23 protein-coding genes are annotated in these 22472 nt (G+C 43.6%); 18 read left to right on the forward strand and 5 right to left on the reverse strand.

The features are described 5' to 3' along the window. Window positions 1-104: 104 nt before the first annotated feature. The 5 genes from J4N23_RS10560 to yihA all read right to left on the reverse strand — a co-directional run bounded on the left by J4N23_RS10560 (window position 105) and on the right by yihA (window position 5069). Complete coding sequence (locus J4N23_RS10560; RefSeq protein WP_207427144.1) at window positions 105-1814, reverse strand: M3 family oligoendopeptidase; 1710 nt, start codon at window positions 1812-1814, stop codon at window positions 105-107. A 70-nt stretch (window positions 1815-1884) separates the two neighbouring features. Then, window positions 1885-2823, reverse strand: coding sequence for an NAD-dependent epimerase/dehydratase family protein (locus J4N23_RS10565; protein ID WP_207427146.1), 939 nt, complete (start codon window positions 2821-2823; stop codon window positions 1885-1887). A 71-nt stretch (window positions 2824-2894) separates the two neighbouring features. After that, on the reverse strand, window positions 2895-3527 hold the full coding sequence (locus J4N23_RS10570) for a Crp/Fnr family transcriptional regulator (RefSeq protein WP_207427147.1): 633 nt from the start codon (window positions 3525-3527) through the stop codon (window positions 2895-2897). A 12-nt stretch (window positions 3528-3539) separates the two neighbouring features. After that, on the reverse strand, window positions 3540-4400 hold the full coding sequence (locus J4N23_RS10575; protein WP_207427149.1) for a 4-hydroxybenzoate octaprenyltransferase: 861 nt from the start codon (window positions 4398-4400) through the stop codon (window positions 3540-3542). A 60-nt stretch (window positions 4401-4460) separates the two neighbouring features. Further along, on the reverse strand, window positions 4461-5069 hold the full coding sequence (gene yihA / locus J4N23_RS10580; RefSeq protein ID WP_207427646.1) for a ribosome biogenesis GTP-binding protein YihA/YsxC: 609 nt from the start codon (window positions 5067-5069) through the stop codon (window positions 4461-4463). A gap of 111 nt (window positions 5070-5180) precedes the next feature. Here yihA and ubiE point away from each other — a divergent pair, with 111 nt between their 5' ends. The 18 genes from ubiE (at window position 5181) to J4N23_RS10670 (ending at window position 22470) form a co-directional block, all read left to right on the forward strand. Continuing rightward, window positions 5181-5912, forward strand: coding sequence for a bifunctional demethylmenaquinone methyltransferase/2-methoxy-6-polyprenyl-1,4-benzoquinol methylase UbiE (gene ubiE / locus J4N23_RS10585; protein ID WP_207427648.1), 732 nt, complete (start codon window positions 5181-5183; stop codon window positions 5910-5912). Beyond that, window positions 5909-6643, forward strand: coding sequence for an outer membrane beta-barrel protein (locus tag J4N23_RS10590; RefSeq protein ID WP_207427151.1), 735 nt, complete (start codon window positions 5909-5911; stop codon window positions 6641-6643). The genes ubiE and J4N23_RS10590 overlap by 4 nt, the downstream gene beginning before the upstream one ends. 144 nt (window positions 6644-6787) lie before the next feature. Beyond that, complete coding sequence (locus J4N23_RS10595; protein WP_207427153.1) at window positions 6788-7558, forward strand: SDR family oxidoreductase; 771 nt, start codon at window positions 6788-6790, stop codon at window positions 7556-7558. Between the two features lie 39 nt (window positions 7559-7597). Continuing rightward, a complete protein-coding gene (locus J4N23_RS10600) occupies window positions 7598-8047 on the forward strand; it encodes a GatB/YqeY domain-containing protein (RefSeq protein WP_207427650.1) in 450 nt (149 codons plus the stop codon). Between the two features lie 104 nt (window positions 8048-8151). Further along, entirely contained in the window at window positions 8152-8916 is a 765-nt protein-coding gene (locus tag J4N23_RS10605; protein ID WP_207427155.1) for an alpha/beta fold hydrolase, read from the forward strand. A gap of 2 nt (window positions 8917-8918) precedes the next feature. Continuing rightward, complete coding sequence (locus J4N23_RS10610) at window positions 8919-9581, forward strand: CBS domain-containing protein (RefSeq protein WP_207427156.1); 663 nt, start codon at window positions 8919-8921, stop codon at window positions 9579-9581. Window positions 9582-9645: 64 nt separating this feature from the next. Next, the gene (locus tag J4N23_RS10615; RefSeq protein WP_207427157.1) at window positions 9646-10530 is read left to right on the forward strand and encodes an NAD kinase; all 885 of its coding nucleotides are present in this window, start codon (window positions 9646-9648) and stop codon (window positions 10528-10530) included. 55 nt (window positions 10531-10585) lie between these two features. Beyond that, window positions 10586-11404: a DUF6089 family protein gene (locus tag J4N23_RS10620; protein WP_207427158.1), complete on the forward strand. Its 819-nt coding sequence runs from the start codon at window positions 10586-10588 to the stop codon at window positions 11402-11404. A gap of 117 nt (window positions 11405-11521) precedes the next feature. Then, a complete protein-coding gene (locus J4N23_RS10625) occupies window positions 11522-12262 on the forward strand; it encodes an isoprenyl transferase (protein ID WP_207427159.1) in 741 nt (246 codons plus the stop codon). Between the two features lie 59 nt (window positions 12263-12321). Beyond that, window positions 12322-14877 carry an outer membrane protein assembly factor BamA gene (gene bamA, locus J4N23_RS10630; protein WP_207427160.1) on the forward strand — a complete coding sequence of 852 codons (2556 nt, stop codon included), beginning with the start codon at window positions 12322-12324 and terminating at the stop codon, window positions 14875-14877. Between the two features lie 65 nt (window positions 14878-14942). After that, complete coding sequence (locus J4N23_RS10635; RefSeq protein WP_207427652.1) at window positions 14943-15473, forward strand: OmpH family outer membrane protein; 531 nt, start codon at window positions 14943-14945, stop codon at window positions 15471-15473. Between the two features lie 33 nt (window positions 15474-15506). Further along, window positions 15507-16064 (forward strand): OmpH family outer membrane protein, encoded by a 558-nt coding sequence (locus J4N23_RS10640; RefSeq protein ID WP_207427161.1) that lies wholly within the window; start codon window positions 15507-15509, stop codon window positions 16062-16064. A gap of 137 nt (window positions 16065-16201) precedes the next feature. After that, window positions 16202-17272: an NADH-quinone oxidoreductase subunit NuoH gene (gene nuoH, locus J4N23_RS10645; RefSeq protein WP_207427163.1), complete on the forward strand. Its 1071-nt coding sequence runs from the start codon at window positions 16202-16204 to the stop codon at window positions 17270-17272. A gap of 94 nt (window positions 17273-17366) precedes the next feature. Continuing rightward, window positions 17367-17960: an NADH-quinone oxidoreductase subunit I gene (locus tag J4N23_RS10650; RefSeq protein ID WP_242689205.1), complete on the forward strand. Its 594-nt coding sequence runs from the start codon at window positions 17367-17369 to the stop codon at window positions 17958-17960. Then, window positions 17960-18508, forward strand: a complete 549-nt coding sequence (locus J4N23_RS10655) for an NADH-quinone oxidoreductase subunit J (protein WP_207427165.1) — start codon at window positions 17960-17962, stop codon at window positions 18506-18508. Before J4N23_RS10650 ends, J4N23_RS10655 begins: the two co-directional genes overlap by 1 nt. Further along, window positions 18505-18810, forward strand: a complete 306-nt coding sequence (nuoK, locus tag J4N23_RS10660) for an NADH-quinone oxidoreductase subunit NuoK (protein ID WP_207427167.1) — start codon at window positions 18505-18507, stop codon at window positions 18808-18810. The genes J4N23_RS10655 and nuoK overlap by 4 nt, the downstream gene beginning before the upstream one ends. A 1-nt stretch (window position 18811) precedes the next feature. After that, complete coding sequence (gene nuoL, locus J4N23_RS10665) at window positions 18812-20872, forward strand: NADH-quinone oxidoreductase subunit L (protein WP_242689188.1); 2061 nt, start codon at window positions 18812-18814, stop codon at window positions 20870-20872. Further along, window positions 20869-22470, forward strand: coding sequence for a NuoM family protein (locus tag J4N23_RS10670; protein ID WP_207427169.1), 1602 nt, complete (start codon window positions 20869-20871; stop codon window positions 22468-22470). Before nuoL ends, J4N23_RS10670 begins: the two co-directional genes overlap by 4 nt. Window positions 22471-22472 lie beyond the last annotated feature (2 nt).

Genomic DNA, 22472 nt, shown 5'->3' on the forward strand with positions numbered 1-22472 from the left:
CGGGGAGGAGAGCGCAGACAGCGTTATAAACGCTGTCTGCGTTGGAAGAACATCATCCGCGCTATTGGCGGAACTGGCAGTCCGGTTGGTTTTATTCTCTAGTTTCAGCCCTCCAGCTGCTCTAGTTCCTTACGGATAAATTTGGCCAGCTGGTGCACATAATCCTGGCTGAAATCAAACTTGATACCTGCCGTCTTATAGATCTCCTTGATTGTTTTTGTATAGCCCAGTTTCAAGGCTGCGAGGTACTTTTGAAGGCCTTCTTCCGGATTTTCCTTGTAGTTTTTCCATACTGCAATGGCGCCGAGTTGCGCGATGGCATACTCGATGTAGTAGAATGGCACCTCGAAAATGTGCAGCTGTTTCTGCCAGAGGTTTTCGAGGGCTTCTTCGTAGCCCTTCCAGTCGGCGAAGTTATACCCAAACGGTTCAAAAATTTCCTTCCAGGCTTCTCTGCGCTGCTCGGTAGTATGATTGGGATTCGTGTAGATCCAATGTTGAAACTGATCAACTACCGCAACCCAGGGAAGGGTTTTCAGCACGTCCCTTAGCTGGTCTTTTTTAGCACGTTTCAGATCTTCCTCATTATCAAAGAAGACCTCCCATTTATCCATCGAAATCAGCTCCATACTCATAGAAGCTAATTCGGCTACTTCGGAGGGGAGATGTTTGAAGTCGTTCAATTCAAGATCCGAGGAGATGAACGTATGCACGGCGTGCCCTCCTTCGTGCACCATCGTCGTGAGATCGCGAAAGGTGTTGGCAGAATTCATGAAGATGAAAGGCGCTCCTGTTTCCGAGAGCGGATAGTTATAGCCTCCTGGTGCTTTCCCCTTCCGGCTTTCCACGTCGAACAGGTTATTGGCCTGCATGATTCTCAGGCGCTCGCCCAGGTAAGGGTTAAGGCCTTCAAAACAGCTGATAGATTTTTCGATCAGCTCCTGTCCGTTGTTGAAAGGTTTTAGAGCAGGTTTGCCCGAAGGATCTACGTCCATATCCCAGGGGCGGAGGGTATCCAATCCCAGCGCTGCTTTTCGCTTGTCAGCTTCTTTTTTGAGTATCGGTACAATTTCGCGTTCTATCGCCGCGTGGAATTTATAGCAGTCGTGCGGCGTGTAATCAAAACGACCCAGCGCATGGAACATATAGTCGCGGAAGTTTTCAAAACCTGCGTTCAGTGCAACCTGGTGACGTAGTTTCAGCAGTTCATTAAAAAGCTCGTCCAGCTGATCTTTGTCCTGTAATCTTCTTGCAGTGATCGCCTCCCAGGCCTTCTGCCGTTTGTTTCTGTCGGTATCTTTCAGAAATACAGAAGCTTGTTCCAGCGTGTATTCTTTGTCGTCGATCACCACACTCATCGCTCCTGTAATGGCCTGATATTTCTGTTGCTTAACCTGGATTTCAGTTAAGATAGGGACGTTCTCCTCCCTGAAAAGCTCCAAAGCTCTTTTGATTCCTCTGATGTAGACGAAGTATTTGTCCTTATCTAGTTTATCAGTAAAGGGACTGGCGATGAATTTCTTATTCAGTTCATTAGCGATCGGCGCTATTTTAGGTTCGATCTCTGTGGCAAAATATTGAAAGTCCTGTAGTAGCTGCTCATTCGCGGTATCGCAGGTCATTCTGATATATCTCCAGGCAAAATCCTCTTCCAGCACAGCCTCGAGTTCACTTCTGTTCTGAAGCCATTTTTCAAGATCCTCCACCGACTGGATTTCTCTGTTTCTCAATTCATCAAACAGAGGCTCCAATGTTTCCCATTTTATTTCAAGGTTTTGCGGGACAAAAACACGTGGTTTTTTCTCGATAATCATGATCGTATTTTTTAATTGTCGGAATAGTTAAAACTGTACGAAGTTAAACCAAAATACGAGCATCTTGTTGTCAAACTCTTTTTTCGCGATAGAAATTGGTTGAGAGTTCTTCAATCCCGGTTTTATAGGGAACCGCTGTTATTTTAAATGCTTTTTCAAACTTCTCAGAGTTGAATTGGTAGTCATATTGATACTGATAGTACATTTCTACTGTGCCTTGTATTGTTGGGTTAAAGAGGCCGAGGGTTTGTAGCATAAGTTTGTTCACCCTCGTGAATTTTGGTTTCTCTTCAAAAGCCTCTGCAGCTAGTGTAATAAAGTTTCGTCCTTTCAAAGATTTCGCTGTAGGTAAATGCCATGTCTGATTGTCGCTATCCGGGTTCTGTCCAAGCAGATAAACTGCTTTAGCGGCATCGGGAACGTAAATGAAAGAATGTAGGGTGTCGGGATTGCCGAGCCACATGGCCTTTTGTTTTTTGGAGAACTTAGTCAACACCATCATGTCAAAAAAGCTGTTCATAGAATCAGTGGCTCCATAAAAATCAGGAGCCCGGGCAATACTTGCCCGAAGATTTCCCGCTTTAACTTCGTCCATCAACTGCCTGGCGATCTGCGCTCTTACTTCTCCTTTTTTACTGATTGGATTGTAGGGCGTTTCCTCCGTCATTTCGCCTTCCACCAATCCGTACATGTAGACATTATCGAAGAAAATAAGGCGGGTATTTGTCTCTTTCACGGCGTTGATTACATTCGTCATCACGACGGGCCACTGTTGCTGCCAAACCGTAATGTCGTATTTCAATCCTGCACAAAGGTACACTACTTCTGAACCTTTTACTGCGTTTAGAACTTCAGCGTAGCTGAGCAGATCAGCTTTCATCCAACTGGTATGGGAATTTTGAGAAGATACAGGCCGGCGGCTAACCAGCCTAACCGAGTGCTGATGCTGTTCTAACTGTCTGCAAAGAGCGTTGCTTACCGGTCCTCCGGCTCCTAATATCGTATGCATGATTTATCTTATTTGTTCAAGACAAAGCTAGTCAGGTGTTTCTGTCGGAAACGTTAACAAAAGATAATTAATCAGGGGCTTTGAAGGGTTTCTAAAAGTGAAATGTGTGGTTTCATAATCCGGCTCCTGATCCGGGACAGGGAGACCGGCGTGATGCCGAGGTAGTTGGCGATGTAGTGCTGAGGAATGCGGGCTAAAATATCGCTCCGGCTGCTTAGCAGCTCGAGGTAACGCTGTTCGGGAGTTTGGGTCACAAATGAAAATACGCGATCATCGTAACAGCAGAGGTAGTATTCCGCAACTGTTCGCCCAAACCGTTCCATTTTATACTTAATCCGGGAGTCTTCTAAGAGCAGTTGCAGCGACTTCTTTGAGAAAACAATCAACTCCGTATTTTCCATTGCTTCCACATAGGTAATAGAAGGTGTCTCAGTAAGAAAACTCTTATAGCTACTGATCAACTCGTTTTCAAAGCTAAAGTAAGTCGTTACTTCTGTGCCGTCTTTTACATAATAGCAGCGTACCGTCCCCTGAAGAATGAAGCCCACTTCCTGACACACTTTCCCCGCTTCCATGAAGAAAGACTTTTTCTTTAGCTTTTTAAGCTCCAGAACGGGGAGGAAAATAGCCCATTCTTCGTCTGTAAACGACACAAACTTTTCGAGGAATTTTCGGTAAATGTTGCCCTGAATTTCCGATATCATTTTAAGAGGTGTTTAACCTAAATTACGGGAATATACATCTAAAAGAAAGCATATAGCAAAAACGACCGACGCTATCCCGTTGGTAGTACCGAAGGCCAGGTTTACCCTGCTTAAATCATCAGGTTTTACCAGGCGGTGCTGATAAATGAGAAGGCCAATAAAGAAGACTACTCCCGCAATGTAAAATCCGCCAAGCTGCGTAATAAATAGGGGGATAATGACGAAAACTACGCAAAGCACATGGAGTAGGGTTGAAACCAGCAGCGCTTTTTTTCTGCCCAATACAGAGGGGATGGAATACAGGTTGGCGCTTTTGTCAAACTCATCGTCCTGAAGCGCATAAATTATATCAAAGCCGCCTACCCAGCAAATTACAGCAAGGGAGAAAAATATAGGTAAAGCGGCAAATTCTCCTGTCACCGACAGGTAGGCGCCTAGTGGTGCTAGCCCAAGGCCTACTCCCAGGATCAGGTGACAAAGGGGAGTGAAGCGCTTAGTGAAACTATAGCCAAGTACTACGGCAAGTGCCACAGGAGAAAGAAAAAAGCAAAGGGTGTTTATAAAGTAGGTTGCAAATACGAAGAGCACGCAATTGATCAGCGTAAAAATCAAGGCGTTTTTAGCGGGAATTCGTCCCGCAGGGATATCCCGAACTGCAGTTCTCGGGTTTTTAGCATCGAAATTACGATCCAGGTATCGATTAAAGGCCATAGCCGCATTGCGTGCGAAAACCATACACAATATCATCAGCCCCAGCTTTACCCAACTAAAGGTATAGTCCGTGGTGCTTAAGGCAAGGAAAAAACCTATGAAAGCAAAGGGCATTGCAAAGATGGTATGTGCGAAAAGAACAAGTGAAAGATATTTTTTCATGAATTGATATCCACAAATTTAAATCAACAAAGAGGAATTTAGTGCGATGTTCAGATGGTATCAGATAGGAGACACAAATCGTTCATTAATCCCTCCGATAAACTCCAGTAGTTCTTCCCTGCCTAATTTTTCTTCTGAAGAGGTAACAAACTCTTGCGGAATTTCTTCAAAGTACTGCAGCAAAGCCTTTTTGAACTTCTCAACGTTTTGTGCCGTTTTTAGCCTCGATTGCTTGTCTGCTTTTGTAAAGACCAAAACAAAAGGAATGCCTTGTTCGCCCAGCCAAAAGCAAAAATCCAAATCCACTCTTTGGGGTTCCAGCCGGCTGTCAATCAACACGAAGACACACTGCAAACTCTCTCTGTTTTTCAGATAGTACCTGATAAAGCGCTCCCACTCACCTCGATTCGTCCTGGAAGTTTTAGCATAACCATAACCGGGCAGGTCGACCAGGTACCAGTTTTGATTAATCAGGAAGTGATTAATCAGCTGCGTTTTTCCCGGCGTCTGCGAGGTTTTCGCCAAGCCCTTCCGCTGCGTAAGCATATTAATTAAGGAGGATTTTCCAACGTTAGAACGCCCGATAAAGGCGTACTCGGGAAGTACCGGAGGAGGTAACTTATCCGTCCGGGTGTTACTGCACTTAAATTCTGCTGACTGGATTTGCATCGGGGCAAAGGTAGGAATTAAAGTTTTGAGTTCCGTCTGTCCAGTTGTGACAATGTCATGTTTCATTGGTTGCCGCTGCAAACTCCCGGCGCAATAATTATCTTTGCCGGCATGTCTCAACCGGTTACTCCCTACAAAAATGAGAATGCTACCAAAAAGGAACAGGTAGCGACCATGTTTAATAATATCTCCAAAACTTACGATTTTCTAAACCATTTCCTATCGCTGGGGATCGATATTATCTGGAGAAAAAAGGCGATCGCGGAGTTGAAAAGGCTGAAACCAGGACATATCCTGGACGTAGCAACCGGTACAGGCGACTTCGCTTTTGAAGCTATCCAAATGCTTCATCCCGATAAGGTAACCGGCGTGGATATTTCCCAGGGTATGCTGGATGTGGCGCAAGAAAAGATCAATAGACGAGGTTTACAAAATAAGTTTGAGGTAACACTGGGAGACTCAGAAAGACTCTTGTTTGAGGATAATACCTTCGATGCTGTTACAGTGGCTTATGGAGTGCGGAACTTCGAGAACCTGGAAAAAGGACTGTCAGACATGTTACGGGTGCTTAAACCGGGGGGGAAGGCTGTGATTCTCGAGTTCTCCAAGCCGAAAGTATTTCCAGTTAAGCAACTATATAACTTCTACTTTCACTTTATTACGCCTGCTATCGGAAAGGTGTTTTCTAAAGATAACAGTGCCTATAAATACTTGCCTGAATCGGTGGCTGCATTTCCCGATGGAAAGGATTTTATTACACTGATGGAAAAAGTTGGGTACAGGGAGACTAAAAACCGACCCCTAGCGTTTGGGATTTGTTCTATTTACACCGGAACTAAATGATCAAAAAGCTATCCGCGTCTGTTCTCTTCTGCTTGATATCCTTAAATCTTTGTGCTCAGAATTGGGGCGGAGGGGTGGATTATGATCGTCTGCACTTCGGTTTTACCTTCCAATACATCAGTTCGGAGTTGAAGGTGTACAAAAAGGCAAACTGGCGTGATCCCTTCTATGATAATTCCGGCCAAATGATCAAAGATTCCCCTTACAGTATTAGTTCTCCTAAGAGTCCGGGATTTGCTTTAGGCTTCGTATCAGATTTGAAACTAACTGAAAATTTAAATTTGCGACTCACGCCACTTCTGGTATTTACCGATCGGATGCTTGATTACAGATATGGGAATGAAGAAGATAATCAGCTAAAGAAGACCTCCGCTACCATGGTAGATATTCCTTTAGGATTTAAAATTAAATCTGACAGAATAAATAATTACCGTGCATATTTCATCGCCGGAGGGAAGTATTCGATCGATATTATCTCCAAGAAGAAGACGAATAACGAACTGATCAATGATCCTCTCGAAAAGCTGGTTTTGAACAAGCGGAACTTCTTTTCGTACGAGGCAGGTATCGGCCTCGACCTTTATTTCGAGTTTTTCAAACTCTCTCCGGAAATCAAGTTATCTAATTCCTTTGGCTCCATACTGCACCGCGATAAGGAGGAGAACGCTTTTTCGCAACCTCTTGACAAGGTCTTTCTTCGTAATTTTCAATTCAGTCTTTACTTCGAATAATCTGAGCATCAGCTCAGCAAGTGTGGAGATCACATGTCGTTGCATCTCTATCCTCAGCAAATAGAAGGCTTCTCCTATAAAAAAACTTTTTTTAAGCTCAGCTTTTCAAGCTTTATAGTAATTTCGGCCTTTCAATTTTTGATTATGTCAAAAATAGCGTTGATAACAGGAGCAACAGCGGGAATAGGAGAAGCTTGTACTAAACGCTTTGCTAAGGAGGGGTACAACTTAATCGTTACCGGCCGCAGGACAGAGAGACTTCAAAAGCTGGCTGAAGAAATTACTAGGACATTTTCCGTAAAAGTGGTTGAGCTAACGCTCGACGTGCGAGACAAGCTGGAGGTTGAACGACAGCTGAATCAACTTCCTGAAGAATGGAAGGCAGTGGATGTCCTAATCAACAATGCAGGTTTAAGTCAGGGATTGGAGCCGATCCACCAGGGTAGCACCGACGACTGGGATACCATGATTGACACCAATATTAAAGGCCTCCTGTATGTTACCAAGGTGGTGTCCAATTGGATGGTCGGCCGTAAGTCGGGGCATATTGTCAATCTAGGTTCGATAGCAGGAAAAGAAACGTACGCAAATGGCAACGTCTACTGTGCTACTAAACATGCCGTTGATTCTTTGAACAAGGCCATGCGCATCGATCTTTTGCCTTACGGGATAAAGGTGTCCGGCATTCACCCGGGAGCCGTTGAAACGGAATTTTCGGAGGTGCGCTTTAAGGGGGATACAGATCGGGCCAGAAAAGTGTATGAAGGTTTTGAACCTTTGGCGGCGGAGGACATTGCCGACACTATTTGGTTCGTAGTTTCGCGACCTGCTCATGTCAATATTAATGATCTGCTTATCATGCCTGTAGCTCAAGCTAATTCCAGTCACTTAATCAGGAAAGAACCAAGCGCATAACTATTGATCAGCGCTTAGCTTTTCATGCCAATATAATTCATCATGTTAGAACAGAAAATCAACCAGGAAATAAAGTCAGCAATGCTGGCAAAAGACAATATACGTTTACAGGGACTACGGGCAATCAAAGCTGCCGTTCTGCTTGCTAAGACAGAAAAAGGAGCTTCCGAGGAACTAACAGAAGAGGCAGAAATAAAGGTGCTGCAAAAACTGGCAAAGCAACGGAAGGAGTCTGCTGATATCTACAAATCTCAAAACAGAGACGATCTTTACCAGGTAGAGACTGCCGAGCTGGCGGTAATAGAAGAGTTTCTTCCAAAACAATTAAGTCGTGAAGATATTGTAGCTTTTGTAAAAGACGCAATAGCCAGAACTGGTGCTTCGTCTGTAAAAGACATGGGAAAGGTGATGGGGTTGGTAAACAAGGAGTTAGCAGGAAGAGCCGACGGAAAAACGATCTCCGAAGTGGTGAAGGAGCAGTTGGGTTAAAAATTGTTCGGCAATATTAATAAGTGGTATAAAAGCTTACTTTTAATTATAATTATCTAATTTTAGAAAATAATAACATAGCTAAACACGCTGGTTTAGAATTTATGAGTTTTACTGTAAAAGAAGAAAACGGATTTAAATATATAGAAGAAGGAGAAGGAGATGTTCTGTTGCTGCTTCATGGCTTATTTGGCGCATTAAGTAACTGGCAGGATGTCACTGAAACTTTCAAAACTCACTATCGGGTAGTAATCCCCCTGTTGCCCATTTATGAGCTACCGCTTTTAACTACGGGCGTCACTACGCTTGCTAAGCATGTGCACAAGTTTGTAAAGTTCAAGAAACTGCAAAATATCAACGTGCTGGGTAATTCCCTTGGAGGGCATGTTGGCCTGATATTCACTCTGAATCACCCGGAGTTTGTAAAAACGCTGGTACTAACGGGAAGTTCAGGACTGTATGAGAATTCGTTTGGAGGAACTTTTCCTCGTCGGGAAAGCTATGACTTTATCAGGGACAAAGTGGCTTTTACGTTCTATGATCCTGAATTTGCAACTAAAGAACTTGTAGACGAAGTGTTTGCAACGGTGAATGATCGCAACCGGGTGATCCGTATCCTGGCAATGGCAAAATCGGCCATCCGTCATAATATGGCAAAAGAATTGCATAAGATTACCATACCAACGTGTCTGATTTGGGGTAAGGATGACAGGGTGACGCCTCCCGAGGTTGCGGAAGAGTTTCATCAATTGCTTCCTAATTCAGAGCTGAACTGGATTGATAAGTGCGGGCACGCTCCGATGATGGAACAGCCCGAGCAATTTATAACGCACCTGAAAACGTTTTTGGATAGGGTATTATTGAAATAAACATGATAGCACGTGAACTCATCGCCGATATAATTACGCCTGTAGTCACTTCTGATACTATTCAGAAAGTGATGGACCGGATGAATGAGTTCCGCGTGTCCCATCTTCCTATTGTTGAGGAAAATCAGTTAGTGGGTGTAGTTAGCGACGACGACCTTATCGAAACACCGGATTTTAACACTTTGCTGGGGGATGTAAATCTGTCTTTAAATAATGCCTGTGTCAATCAGAATCAACACATCTATGATGTCATCAGGTTGTTTTACGATAAAAGATTAAGCCTCGTTCCCGTTCTTGACGACAATAAGAACTACCTGGGGGTGATTTCTGCCAACGCTCTGCTTGAACATTTTGCTTCTATTACAGCAGTGAAAGAGCCGGGAGGTATCATTGTACTCGAAATTAGTAACAGAAATAACTCTCTGGCCCATATAGCTCAAATCGTTGAATCTAATAATGCCCAAGTTTTAAGCTCTTATATTAATTCATTTGCCGATTCTACCAAGCTTGAAGTAACCTTAAAGGTTAACCGTACCGATGTTTCAGCAATAGTTGCTTCTTTCGGAAGGTATGATTATAATGTTATTGCCGTTTACAGCGACCAACAGGCAGATCAAAACAATTCAGGCAGATACGATCAGCTGATGAATTATTTAAACATATAAAAAGACGAAAAGTGGGAGCTCTCTGGTCCCTCTTGATATCTTTTCGTCCCGAAACAATATTCTGATGAAAATTGCGATCTACGGCAGAGAATTCAGTAATAATACACTACCATACGTACAGCAGGTTTTTGATTGTTTAGTCGAGTTGGGTATCCAACCGCTCGTATATGATAAATTTTATGAGTTTATCTCCGGAAAAGTCTTCCTGCCAAAGCAATTGGACACGTTCCAATCATCTCTTGAGATTAAGGAGCAACAGGTTGATGTCCTGATTAGTCTTGGCGGGGATGGAACTTTACTGGATACAGTTACCCTCATCCGCGATTCAGGTATTCCTGTGATCGGGATCAACTTTGGGCGACTTGGCTTCCTGGCCAGTATCAATAAAGACAATATTAGATCAGCTATTCAGAATCTGGTAGACCAGCAGTTCACTCTAGACAGTCGTGAATTGCTAAGCATTGAATCTGAAACTCCTGTATTTGGGAATGAGAACTTCGCCCTCAACGATGTTACCATCCATCGAAGAGATAACTCAGCGATGATGATCATTCACACCTATCTGAACGGGGAGTTTTTGAATTCTTACTGGGCCGATGGTTTGATCATCGCTACGCCCACCGGATCAACCGCTTATTCTTTAAGTTGCGGCGGTCCCATTATTTTTCCGAATTCTGATAATTTTGTAATTACACCAGTAGCTCCGCATAATTTGAACGTACGGCCGGTTGTCGTGTCCGATTCAAACGTCCTGTCTTTCGAGTTAGAAGGTCGAAGCTCAAAATATCTTCTTTCCTGTGATTCCAGAACGGAGGTGATTGACTGTTCTCTGAAATTCAGCGTTCGCCGGGCCGACTTTAAAATTAATTTAGTGAGGCTGAACAATGAATCCTACTTGTCCACGTTAAGGAACAAGCTTCTGTGGGGTATTGATACCAGAAACTACTAGTAAATCCTTATGGCGGAAGCAGGGGATAACAATAAAAGATCTTACAAATAGAACGTTGAATTCATCCGTAAAACTAAGTCTCTTACTTCTCCTGTCTATCATTTCCCTGGGAAGTTTTGCGCAAAGCTGGGATATAGGGGGATTTGTTGGGGGAGCAGCTTATATGGGAGACCTTAATCCTGTAAACCCTTTGAAAGTGAATAACCTCGCTTTTGGTGCACAGGTAAAACGGAATTTCAACCCGCATTGGTCTTTGAAACTGAACTTTGTGAAGGGAAAGGTTGAGGCCTATGATGGTCAGTCTGACAGCGAGCAGCAGCGAATTCGTAACCTTAGTTTTTTTTCCCCTGTCAACGAGATTAGCTTACAAACAGAGTTTAACTTCTTCAAATACGTTCCTTCCTTTAGCCGCAAGCGATATACTCCTTTCCTTTACGCTGGCCTAGGCATGGTAACCTTTAATCCAAAAACGATTCACAGCGACGGAAATACTTACGAGCTAAATTTATTAGGGACTGAAGGTCAGGACTTCTACAAACCTTACAATACCTATGCGTTGGTGATCCCATACGGGGGAGGAGTTAAATATAATATCAGCGGAAACTGGAGCCTGATTGCAGAGGCCGGATATAGAACTGCTTATACCGATTATCTCGACGATGTGAGTGGAAAGTATGCTTCTCCCGCCAGTCTTGTTGTGCCTAATGACCCGCAAACTACTCGCCTTCGACAGGAGCTTGCTGATCGTTCTGTTGGCAAGGTGGGAGTTCCAGGTACTCAACGTGGCGATTTCAGAACTAAGGACACTTATATGTTTGTCGGACTGAGCATCACTTATTCGATTTTCAGTCAAAAATGTCCTGTTGTTGAGTAAGATACAGTTCCTCCCGGCCTACACTGGTATGGGATTAATTCTTAATCTGAACGAGAAATATCAAAACTTTGCTACCTTTGAACCCCAAATGTCGACTCTGCGGACTTCAATTAAAAGATGGGTTTACTCGATCAAATAGATAAAAATAAGCTACCTAGACACATTGCTGTTATCATGGATGGTAACGGGCGTTGGGCAAAAGAAAAAGGAAAACTGAGGGTTTTTGGCCACCAAAATGGTGTGTTGGCGGTTCGTGATACGGTGGAAGGGGCCGTTGAAGCAGGAATCGAATTTCTTACCTTATATGCCTTCTCAACTGAAAATTGGAACCGACCTAAACTGGAAGTAATGGCCTTGATGGAACTGCTGGTAGCAACCATAAATAAGGAGACCAAAACACTAATGGATAACGACGTTCGTTTAAATGCTATTGGTGATTTATCCCAACTTCCTGATCGCTGTTATAAGCAATTACAGGAGGCCATAAACAAAACTGCTAATAATAAACGTTGCACATTAACGCTCGCTCTAAGCTATAGTTCAAGATGGGAGATTGTTGAAGCTGCAAAGAAACTTGGCAGGCAAATACAGGAGGGGCGTTTAAATCCCGATGATATTAATGACCAGGTGTTTTCAGGCGCCTTATGCACTGCTGATATGCCCGATCCGGAATTAATGATTCGTACAAGTGGGGAGCATCGGATAAGTAACTATTTATTATGGCAACTGGCCTATGCAGAGTTATACTTCACACAGAAGTTATGGCCTGACTTCAGGAGAGAAGACCTCTTTGAAGCCATCCTGGATTTTCAGAAAAGGGAGCGTCGCTTTGGAATGACCAGTGAGCAAATCAAGTAATTTCCCATTTAACAAAAATTAACAAGTGTTTAAGCTAATTTAGCGACGTAAGAAAAGAAATGAATAAGTTTTTAATAACCTTATATTTATTATTGATCGCTTCGGCAACTATGGCTCAAATAGGTGGTCGTCCTCAACCTGGTATTCGAAGACCAGCGGCTGCTGAAGATGAACTGAGCTATTTAAATCCGAAGGAATACGTTATCGGCGGAACTTCTGTAACGGGCACACAATACCTGGATAAAGACATTCTGGTACAAATTGCTAAACTAACGCCTGGTGAAAGAATTGAAGTACCAGGAGAGGCAACTGCCAATGCAGTAAGAAATTTGTGGTCTCAAGGACTGTTTGATGATGTTCAACTGAATATCGCTCAGATCAGAAGTGATACTGTTTTCTTTAACATCAGCGTGGTTGAAAGACCAAGATTAACGCGAATTGATATCAAAGGCCTTCGAAAAGGAGAGACGGAAGATATTCAGGAAAAATTGAATGATAAGAAAGGTAAGATTGTTAATGAGGCGCTTTTAAGTACAAGTACTGCGATTATCAAAAAATACTTCAATGAGAAAGGGTATCTCTATGCGGATGTGAATTTTAAGCAGGTTAAAGATACTTCGGAGGCTAACAACGTTGTTTTGCAGGTACTGGTTGACAAAAATGCCAAGACCAAAATCGAAGATATTACTTTCGAAGGGAACGAAGAGTTTTCAGACAGTCAGTTGAAGAAGCTGATGAAGAAGACGAAAGAGAAGTCTACCCTTAATATTTTCCGCTCTGCAAAGTTCCTTCAGGATAAGTATGAGGAGGATAAAAGAAATTTGATAGCCAAGCTGCATGACAAGGGCTACCGCGACGCGGAGATTGTCAGTGACTCTGTCATCAGAAACCCCAATCAAACAGTAGATATTACTATTAAGCTGCATGAAGGTCCTAAGTATTATTTTGGTAATATCACCTGGGCTGGCAATGCGGTATACAGTACCGATTACCTGAATACTTTGCTCGCTATTGAGAAAGGCGACGTGTTTAGCGAAGAAAAACTTGAGAAAAAACTTCGGGGTAGTCCTCACGGAACCGACGTATCATCTTTGTATCTGAATAACGGCTACTTAACTTTTGGTGTGGATCCGGTACAGACAAGAGTGCATGGAGATACAATCGACTTGGAGCTGCGGATATTCGAAGGGCCTCAGTACACTATCAACAAGGTATCCTTAAAAGGGAATGAAATTACTAATGATAAAGTAGTTTTACGTGAGATCCGTACCAAACCAGGACAAAAGTTTTCTAAGGAACTTGTTGTTCGTACTACCCGTGAAATTGCGCAGTTAGGAAACTTTGATGAACAGAAAACAGACGTTCGTCCTATTCCAAACCCTGCAGATGGTACAGTTGATATTGAGTACACCGTAGTTGAAAAGCCTTCTGATCAGATTGAACTTTCAGGTGGTTTTGGCGGGGGAAGGATTATCGGTACCCTGGGATTAACCTTCAATAACTTCTCAGCCCGTAACTTGTTCAACTTTAAAGAGTGGAAACCACTTCCAAAAGGTGACGGCCAGAAGTTAAGTATCCGGGGACAAACGAATGGAAAATTCTATCAGTCGTTTAACTTTTCGTTCTCAGAACCATGGTTAGGTGGTAAGAAGCCAGTTTATTTTGGGGTAAGTGCTTTCACTTCTCTTTATTCTTCGGGGTATAGTATCTACAATACCAATATTCCTGACGAGGACATGTCCCGAATTAGAATGAACGGTGTGACCGTGAGTTTAGGAAAGCGATTGAAATGGCCGGATGACTACTTCCAGGTAAACTATGCGGTGAACCTTCAGCAGTACAACCTGAAGAACTACACCGGCTTCCTGATCCAAAACGGAAATTCGTACAACTTCAACTTAACCCAGCAATATAGCCGGAACTCCGTAGATGCTCCTATTTATCCGACAACTGGTTCTCACTTGCGACTGACGATACAGGCAACGCCTCCATACTCGTTGTTAAATAACGTCAATTACGCAACTGCTACCCCTGAAGACCGCTACCGGTTTACAGAGTATCATAAATGGAAGTTCGAATCGCAGTGGTATCAACGCATCGCAGGAAAACTGGTGTTAAAGGCCCAGGCTCAATTCGGGTTCCTGGGACAGTACACCAGAGCGGTAGGACAGTCTCCGTTTGAACGGTTTAAACTGGGTGGTGATGGTATGCAAGGATTCGATTTCCTTCAGGGATCGGAAGTGATCGCAATGCGTGGTTACGAAAACGGCGCAGTAATACCAAATGGATCTGATCCAACCATCGCAAGGAACTCAGGAAGCCCGATCTTTAATAAATATATTTTAGAGTTGAGACATCCCCTTACCCTCAATCAGCAAGCAACAGTTTTCTTACTAGCTTTTGCTGAAGGTGGTAATACCTGGGACAGATTCCGAGATTTTAATCCATTCAACGTTCGTCGTTCGGCGGGTGTTGGTGCTCGTATCTTCCTGCCCATTTTTGGTTTGCTCGGAATTGACTACGGTTACGGATTTGACCGTATCCCCGGATTACCCGACGCCAGTAGAGGACAGTTCCACTTCAGTATTGCGCAGCAGTTGAACGGAGGATTCTAAAAAAATAAAATTGTAGGAGGCCTTAAACTTTTAGTAGGGCCAATGATCAAAGCTGAAAATAGATGATGAAAAAGTTTTTGTTTCTTATTTCTTTTACATTACTTGCAAGTGTATCGGCTTTCGCTCAGCGTTTTGCTTACGTGGATAGCGAGTATATTCTGAAGCATATTCCTGAATATACATCCGCGCAAAAACAGCTTGATGCGCTTTCGCAGCAGTGGCAAAAAGAGGTGGACGGCAGGTTTGCCGAGATTGAGAAGATGTATAAGGCCTACCAGGCTGATCAGGTACTGCTAACAGACGAAATGCGGAAACGGCGGGAAAATGAAATAGTGGAGAAAGAGAAAGCCGCTAAAGATTTCCAACGCCAGAAATTCGGTTTCGAAGGAGATCTTTATCAGCAACGTGTAAAACTGATTAAGCCTATACAAGAAAGGGTAGCAAAGGCCGTTGAAGCGGTTGCAGAGAGTAGTGGCTTGGACATGATCCTCGACAAAAACAGCAATGTAATAATGTTGTATGCGAGTTTACGTTTAGATAAAAGCAACGATGTAATTACAAGGCTTGGATACAAGCCGGGTACACTAGCAAAGTAAGAGTTTAGAAATAAAATAAATTTAATACCAGTAATGAGAAAATTAGTTAAAGTAGCAGTAGTTGCAGTTGGATTATTCTTCGCAGGTAATGCTGTTCAGGCACAGCAGAAGTTTGCGCATATTAATTCTGGCGATCTTTTGCAAGCCATGCCTGAAATGAAAGCAGCAGATGCGAGTTTTAAGACTTTTCAGGATCAGAAAGAGAATCAGCTAAAGCAAATGGATGCTGAACGTCAAAAAAAGATTACCAGTTACCAGGAAAAAGCCAGAACCCTAAGCGAGGCAAATAAAGAGCAAATTGGTAAGGAGATGGAAGCTCTTGCGAAAGAGATTCAGGATATGGAAAAACGTATCGGTGAGACTCAACAAAAAGCTCAGCAAGAGTTGCAGGCTAAACAGGCGGAGCTTTATCAACCGGTTTACAAGAAAGCAGAAGAGGCTGTAAAAGCAGTTTCCAAAGAAAAAGGATACGCTTACGTTTTTGATGTCTCTCAACCTGGGGTGGTTTACTTCGATGGCGGTGACGACATCCTGACAGCGGTAAAAGCAAAGTTGGGTATTGCGGGTGGTGCACCAACAGCAAAGAAATAAAAGAAATTAAAAGGTTAAGAAAGCGGAGCAGAGATGCTCCGCTTTTTTTGTTTTATAACTGCCGTTTATTAGTCATAATTAATATTAATGACCGCATTTTCCCGCCTATTTGCTAAGTTTGCACGCAGTTTTATAATTTGAATCCATACTTCACATATATCCTGATAGCTGTAGCTCTATTCTCATTTACAGCAATTTTTGCGCTCTTTGCAGTATATGCTGAACGCAAGGTGTCTGCATTTATACAAGATAGGCTGGGACCGATGGAAACAGGAGTGTATGGGAGCCTACAAACGCTGGCTGATATTTTGAAAATGCTGCAAAAGGAGCTCATCGTCCCTGCCGCAGCAGACAAAGTGCTATTCGTAGTGGCACCAGTCATCATTTTTGTATCGGTCTACATGGGCTTTGCAAGTTTGCCCTGGGGACCGGGGCTTATACCGGCTTCATTAAATTTGGGAGTATTCTACGTTTTTGCAATTATCTCCGTAGAGTCGGTTGGTATTTTGATGGCAGGGTGGGGCTCGAATAACAAGTACTCTCTTCTCGGTGCCCTGAGGTCTGTCGCCCAGGTTGTATCTTATGAAATTCCGGCTGGGATAGCAATTATTTCAGCAGTAATGATCTCACAAAGTTTGGATCTGCAGGTAATTGCCACGAAGCAAGGCATATTGTCTACAGAAGGAGCAAAGTTTTTAGGACTGTGGGATGTGAGTGGGGTTGGAGGTTTCCTTGCCTGGAATGTTTTTCAGGCGCCGCATCTGCTGTTAGCGTATGTGATTTATTTTATAGCCTCTCTCGCCGAATGCAATAGAGCTCCGTTTGACATCCCTGAGGCAGAATCAGAGCTTGTTTCTGGTTTTCACACTGAATATACAGGAATACGATTTGCATTGATTTTTTTGGGTGAATATTCCATGATGTTCCTGGTGGGAATGTTTGGTGTTTTGCTCTTCTTGGGAGGATGGAACACGCCGTTGCCCAATATAGGTAGCTTTACCCTCGCCGACTGGACCACGGGTACAGGTTGGGGCGTGTTTTGGATAGTGGCTAAAGTACTGCTAGTTGTATTTGTGCAAATGTGGCTAAGATGGACTTTGCCCAGGTTGCGCGTAGATCAGCTGATGAACCTGTGCTGGAAGGTGCTAACGCCTCTGGCATTTCTTTGCATGCTGATTTCCGGAGTGTGGCAATTATTGGTGATGTAGAAGGAGTGTGTTTAGGATTTGTGTTGATTTATCAGGAAGACAATCAAAGGTTGTAATTAGCTCCCTTTGATTCCATTCCCCAAATTGATTGAACTTGATAATTAGGAATACGATATCTGCTTTTATAACTGCCTGGAAGGGTTTAGCTCTTACATGGAAGCATATGTTTGCGGCCGGTAAGAAACGTAAAAGCATTGATATAAAAAACGATAATTACTTTGCAGAACAAGAGGGTGTCGTAACCGTCCAATATCCGAAGGAAAAAATTCCAATTCCCGAAGTAGGCCGATATCAGCTTCATGTAGAGATAGACGATTGTATTGTTTGCGATCTTTGCGCTAAAATCTGCCCGGTTGATTGCATCGAAATCGAAAGTATTAAAGCGACAGGGCCTATTGGCCAAACTTCTGATGGAACCACTAAAAGGTTGTATCCGGCAAAGTTTGATATCGATATGGCGAAGTGCCTTTACTGTGGCTTGTGCACAGTGGTCTGTCCAACAGAATGTATTACCATGACCAACCAGTACGACCGAAGTGTGACTCATATCTCAGAATTAACCTATAAGTTTTCGGATATGACGCCTCAGGATGCGGAGGAGAAACGACAGGAACTCGCAAAGCAGCAAGCAGAAAAGCAGGCGGCTAAAGAGGCAGCAATGAAAGCTGCGAAAAAGAAGGAAGAGTAATGAACATAGAACAAATCGTGTTTTATTTTTTATCTGCAGTGGTGTTGGTTTCAGCACTTCTGGTGGTTGCAATGAAAAACCTGGTGCGTTCTATATTCTTGTTTTTTCTAACACTGTTTTCAATGGCAGGACTCTTTGTTTTTGCCTTGGCCGACTTCGTTGCTATTACACAGGTAGTGGTGTATGTAGGAGGAGTCTTGGTCCTGATGATTTTTGCGTTTCTGCTTTCCAACAGGGATATTCTAAACAACCCTGACGCAGTAAAGATTAACGGAAAGTTCCTGACGGCTCATCATCTTCCGGGCCTGGTTGTCTCATTTCTCTTTTTTACGGCTTTGATGTTTGCTTTTTCACAGTTCCAGGTGGATGAACTGGAATGGATAGCTGCATCGGAGGGAAATACATTATCGCCTTCCGATAACACCATCGAGTTGCTGGGCATTAATATCATGACCCGCTATTTGCTACCGTTCGAGACGATTTCCGTATTGCTCATGCTTGCTTTAATTGGAGCGGCCCATTTGGCCAGGAAGGAGCGAAAGATATGATACCATTATCGCATTTCATGCTGGTAAGCGCAGCTTTGTTTTGTATCGGGCTCTATGCTGTCCTTTCAAAACGGAACGCCATCATGGTTCTTATCGGGATAGAGTTTATGTTAAATGCTGCGATTCTCAATTTTGTAGCTTTTTCCCGGCACGACAAGTTTGCTGCCAGCGGACAGGTGTTTGCTTTATTTGCAATAGTATTGGCAGCAGCTGCGGTAGCGGTTGCTCTTGCCATTATTTTGAATGTATACAAGTATTATAAGACGATTGATCCAACGGAGATAGATCAACTGGGAGATTAAATTGGAGACCTTTATAACTGGAAATTTAAGTTTACTAGCCCTGGTAGCTGCGCTGATGCCGCTACTTTCGTTTTGCGGAATCTTACTTTTTACCGGCAGACCTGACAGAGGCGGCGCTTTTTCTATTTTTAATATTGCAGTTAGCTTCGTTTCCTCTCTTATCCTTTTCTTTTCTATTTGGAATCAGGATCCCCTGCACCAGCAGGTTGATTGGTTTACCATAGGGAACACGACTTTTCGGGTGGGGATTCTTTTAAACAACCTTTCGGTAATGATGATGCTGCTCGTCTCATTGATTGCGACACTGGTACATATCTATTCTACCAGGTACATGAAAGGCGATTCTTACTTATTCAGATATTGGGCATACCTGGGCTTGTTTTGTTTCTCCATGTTTGGATTGGTGATTGCAGACAACCTCTTACTTATTTATATGTTCTGGGAGCTGGTCGGCTTTTCCTCTTACCTGCTCATTGGCTTCTGGTTTACCCGCGAATCTGCCGTAAGGGCAAACAAAAAGGCATTCATTATGAATCGCCTGGGCGACCTCGGCTTCCTTACCGGGATCATGATCCTGTTTACGCAGTTTCAAACACTTGATATAACCGAGCTTTTTGCACCGAACGGCCTGGTTGCACAAACCATTCTGTCAGGCGACTACTGGACTTTTGGTACTCAACAAATGCCGGCAATCTGGCTGACGCTGGCAGGACTGGCTTTCTTCTTTGGTGCAACAGCCAAGTCTGCGCAGTTTCCGCTGCATACCTGGTTACCAGATGCGATGGAAGGACCTACCTCTGTGTCTTCACTGATCCATGCTGCCACCATGGTTGCAGCCGGCGTGTTCCTGCTCGGAAGAATCTATCCGCTATTTGATGAAACGGTACTGTTCGTAATTGCTTCAATTGGTGCTTTTACCGCTTTCATGGCTGCCACAATAGCGCTCACGCAAAATGATATTAAGCGGATCTTAGCCTATTCAACTATCTCTCAACTGGGATTTATGATGCTGGCTATGGGAGTTGGAGGCTTTAACTCGGGCTTGTTTCACCTGGTGACTCATGCGTTTTTTAAATGTTTGCTTTTCCTCGCCGCGGGTGCAGTTATTCACGAAATGCACCATCTGAAGGATCATAAAGGTTTAGACTTCGACCATCAGGACATTAGGAACATGGGCGGACTGAAGAAGTATATGCCCATCACCTTCATCACTATGACGTTGGCTTCTTTAGCTTTGATCGGCATCCCGTTCACCTCCGGGTATCTTTCAAAAGATGCAATATTAATTCAGGCTTTTGATTGGGCAGAAGGGAAAGGAGGACTGGTCAGGTTAATTCCTTATTCGGCACTGCTAACGTCGTGGCTGACGGCTTTTTATATTTCCCGCTTGATATTTAAAGTGTTCTTCGGGGAATTAAGAGTGCCAGGTTACAATACAGCAGCTGTTTCGCTTCATGAGGCACCGGCAGCAATGAAAAACGTGCTGGTGATACTTGCCCTGTTCTGTCTTTTTCCATTTTTTTCTCTCGATCCGCTTAATTACGATAGCGCCTGGTTGATGGAAGGAATGAAAAGTAGCCCTCGGGCAGAACATACCGCCAGTATTTTTCATACACTTATTCCCATCGTGGTAAACGTTATTGCTCTTTTGGTTATTTCGCTCGCCTATTTTTGGTATGTCCGACGGGAAAAAGCACCCGACTTTTCAGGAAATCCACTCTATCGCTTTTCCGAGGGCCAATGGTTCTTCGATAAGTTATACTTCCGGACCTTTGTCGGTGGCACCACCTCTTTGGCCAGATCTTCGTTCCTGTTTGATAAAAGAATAGTCGATGGCCTGGTAAATTTATTAGGGAAGGTTGGACTTGTATTGTCGGTGATTTCACATTGGGTCGATCGCTATATAGTAGACGGTCTGGTAAATGGAGCAGGTCTGCTGGCGAAAGCTATCGGTAACTTTTCCAGAAATTTTCAATCAGGGCGCTTACAATACTATTTAGTTTGGATGCTTCTTGTTGTTTTGACATTTTTTATGATTAAATATTTTAGCCTGGCTATATGAGTATACTTTCTCTGTTGATATTTCTTCCCTTGCTTGCAGGTCTTGTGATCCTTGTACTTCCTGCTTCGTTTCAACAGCGTTATAAGTATGTGGCTTTAGCAGCGGTGATTGTTCAAATGCTGTTGAGTGCTTACATCTATATAAACTATAATGGTAATGCGTTTTCCGGTATTGATGAAGAAAGCAAGTATCAGCTCGTAGAAAAACTGTCGTGGATACGTTTGGATCTGGGTTCACTCGGACAGCTGCAAATCGATTATTTTCTAGGAATTGATGGCTTGTCCATGCCCTTCCTGGTGCTTACTTCACTGGTAATGCTGGTTGCGATACTCTCCTCCTGGGAAATAAAGAGCAACCTGAAGGGATACTTTGCGCTGTTGCTACTGTTAGATACCGCTGTAATGGGCGTGTTCTCAGCACTCGACTTCTTCCTGTTTTACATATTCTACGAATTGATGCTCCTTCCGCTTTATTTCCTTATCGGGATGTGGGGCGGAGTGCGGCGGGAATATGCGGCTATCAAGTTCTTTCTGTATACGCTGTTTGGGTCGGTGTTCATGTTGCTGGTAATTATCGGTCTTTACTTTTCGGTGGTTGATCCGGTTACAGGAAATCATACCTTCAATATGGTGCATATGATGAACCCTGCAAATTATGTAGATGGTTCCATATTCAACTTAGCAGCAAATCAGGAGTTGTTCGGAATTGGAGCGCGCCTGCTCGCTTTTATTGTGCTGTTTGTTGCTTTCGCGATCAAAGTGCCGATAGTGCCCTTGCATACCTGGCTGCCGGATGCCCACGTAGAAGCTCCCACTCCAGTGTCTATCATTCTCGCGGGGATACTCTTAAAGATTGGAGGCTACGGAATCCTGCGCATCTGCGTAAGCATTTTCCCTGATGCCGCGATTGCATCAACCTGGTGGCTTGGATTAATCGGAGTCGTTTCTATTCTGTACGGGGCTCTGAATGCACTTGCACAGAAGGATCTGAAACGCTTAATCGCTTATTCTTCCGTGTCGCATATGGGTTTTGTTCTTTTAGGGATAGCCTCGGTTACTTCAGAAGGGATTAATGGCGCCATGATGCAGATGATCAGCCACGGATTTTTATCCTCCATGTTGTTCTTTATCGTCGGTATTGTCTACAACCGGGTTCATAACCGCGAGATCCCAAGCTTTCGTGGCTTAGCACTCATCATGCCGAAGTATACCACTTTCGTGATGATTGCTTTCTTTGCCTCCCTGGGCTTACCCGGCTTCTCCGCTTTTATCGCGGAAGCTTTTAGTCTTATTGGAGCATTTAACTCAGAGAGTATAAATGGATTGATCCCCCGTTGGATGGCTGTAGCTGGTTCTTTGGGTATCTTGTTGGGCGCTTCCTATTTGTTGTGGACACTTCAGCGGATGTTTTTTGGACAAACCCGGCTGATGGGAGGAGAGGACTGGAAGCTTAAACTTACCGATATAAACGGTCGGGAAACTTTGGCCTTAACGATCTTAGCAGCTATGGCATTGCTGTTGGGAATACTTCCATCGCTGGCGTTCGACAAGATGAATGCATCGGTTCTGGAATTGATAAGACTTGTAAATTCAATTTAAGG

The organism is Pedobacter sp. SYSU D00535 (assembly GCF_017355855.1).
In the GTDB taxonomy this organism is placed as follows: Bacteria; Bacteroidota; Bacteroidia; order Sphingobacteriales; family Sphingobacteriaceae; genus Desertivirga.